Origin of the sequence: Mesorhizobium sp. M7A.F.Ca.CA.001.10.2.1 (assembly GCF_003998575.1) — a bacterium.
Taxonomy (GTDB): domain Bacteria; phylum Pseudomonadota; class Alphaproteobacteria; order Rhizobiales; family Rhizobiaceae; genus Mesorhizobium.
The window spans coordinates 1-1,303 of sequence record NZ_RZQY01001047.1 but is presented as its reverse complement, the minus strand read 5'-3'; the positions used below and the strand labels follow the sequence as shown (position 1 = coordinate 1,303).

Here is a 1,303-nt window from a genome sequence, read left to right as displayed (position 1 = left end):
CCCCTCTGTCCTGCCGGACATCTCCCCCTCAAGGGGGGAGATCGGAAGTCATTTATGGTTTCGCCAATGTTCGACGCTGCAGGAAAATCAGCCGACGGTGCGGCCAGCCAATCTCCCCCCTTGAGGGGGAGATGTCCGGCAGGACAGAGGGGGGCCTCGTAGGGCTCAACGCCTACGCTGATTTCGCGAACTCTCATCCGCGCAATTCTGTCACGATTCCAAATACGTGTCCGCCCAGTTCGACACCGCCCAGCGCGGGTTGTTGGCGATGTTGCCGACGGTGTCGCGCGCGACGCTGATAAAACTCCATTCGGCGACGTTGATCAGCGGCAGGTCGGTGGCCACCTCCTTCTGGAATTCCTTGTAGAGGTCGGTGCGGGCTGATGTATCGAGCGTCTCCGATGCCTTGGCGATGAGCGCATCGAGCGCGTCGTTCTTGTAGCCGCCCTGGTTGGAGAACGGCACGCCGTCCGGAATGCCGCTCTGCACCAGGATGGTGGTCGAGATCGCCGGGTCGCCGCGGAACACCGGCGGGCCGACAGCGAGGTCGAAGGCGTGGTCGGTGTAGACCGCCTTGATGTGCGCGGCCGAGTCGTTGTTGACCAGCTGAGCATCGATGCCGATGGCGGCGAGCGCCTGGCGCAGATAGTCGCCGAACTGCTTGGTCTCGTTGAAATAGGGCGCAGGCAGCAGCTTGAGCGAAAAGCGGTTGCCGTCGGCGCCTTTCTTGTAGCCAGCCTCGTCGAGCAGCGCGTTGGCCTTGGCGACGTCGAAGGCATAGGTCGGCACGTCGGCGGTGTAGAATTGCGGATCGTTCTTCGGCACCGGACCGGTGGCTGTCGCGGCATAGCCGAGGAACACCGTCTTGACGACGAAATCCTTGTCGATGGCATGCGCGATCGCCTGCCGCACTTTCAGGTCGGCCAGTTCCTTGCGGCGATGGTTGATCTCGACGACGAGCTGATAGGTCAGCCCTTCGTAACCCTTGGAGATCACCTTCAGGCCCGGCACCTTGGAGATGCGGTCGAGGTCGGCCAGCGGCACGGCGGAAAAGGCTGCGAGCTGGATCTCCTCGGCCTCCAGCGCGCTCGCCGCTGACGTGCGATCCGGCAGCACTTGATAGATGATCTCGTCGAGATAGGGCTCGTCCTTGCCCCAGTAGTCGGCGTTTTTGGTCAGCCGGTAATATTGGCCGGCCTTGTACTCGCCGAATTTGAACGGTCCGGTGCCGATGGGCGCGTTGTTGGCCGGGTTGTCCTCGATCTTGCCGACCTCATAGATGTGCTTCGGCACCACACTGCTC

The 1,303-nt window shown here is 62.4% G+C and carries 1 protein-coding gene; it reads right to left on the bottom strand.

Going from position 1 to position 1,303, the window contains the following annotated elements; all coding sequences use genetic code 11:
* Positions 1-210: 210 nt before the first annotated feature.
* A partial coding sequence (locus EN964_RS34890; protein WP_127277464.1) for an ABC transporter substrate-binding protein occupies positions 211-1,303 on the bottom strand: 1,093 nt, incomplete at its 5' end.